This is a genomic window from Bacillus sp. SIMBA_005, from assembly GCF_046535585.1.
GTDB classification, from domain to species: Bacteria; Bacillota; Bacilli; order Bacillales; family Bacillaceae; genus Bacillus; species Bacillus pumilus.
On record NZ_JAWRWI010000255.1, the window covers coordinates 1 to 280 of the forward strand.

1 protein-coding gene is annotated in these 280 nt (G+C 63.2%); it reads left to right on the plus strand.

Annotated features, from left to right (window positions below; genetic code table 11):
* Nucleotides 1-280, plus strand: a 280-nt coding sequence (locus tag SB660_RS19995; RefSeq protein WP_410584032.1) for a UvrD-helicase domain-containing protein, incomplete at both ends; no start/stop codon positions are given.

Below are 280 nucleotides of genomic sequence, written 5' to 3' on the forward strand. Positions count from 1 at the left end.
TTCGTCGGGATCTTCCAGGACTATCAGCGCCAGCTGCGCGCGGCGAACGCGTTCGACTTCGATGACCTGCTCGCGCAGACCGTCTATCTCTTCCGCGCCTTCCCGCAGGTCGCCGACAAGTATCGCCGCCGTTTCACGCACATCCTCGTGGACGAGTACCAGGACACCAACCACGCGCAGTACGCGCTGATCCACGAGTTGACGAGGCCGGTCTCCTCCGACGCTCCCGATCCGTATGCCTCGAACGGCATGATGATCTTCGAACCCGAGACGACGCCCG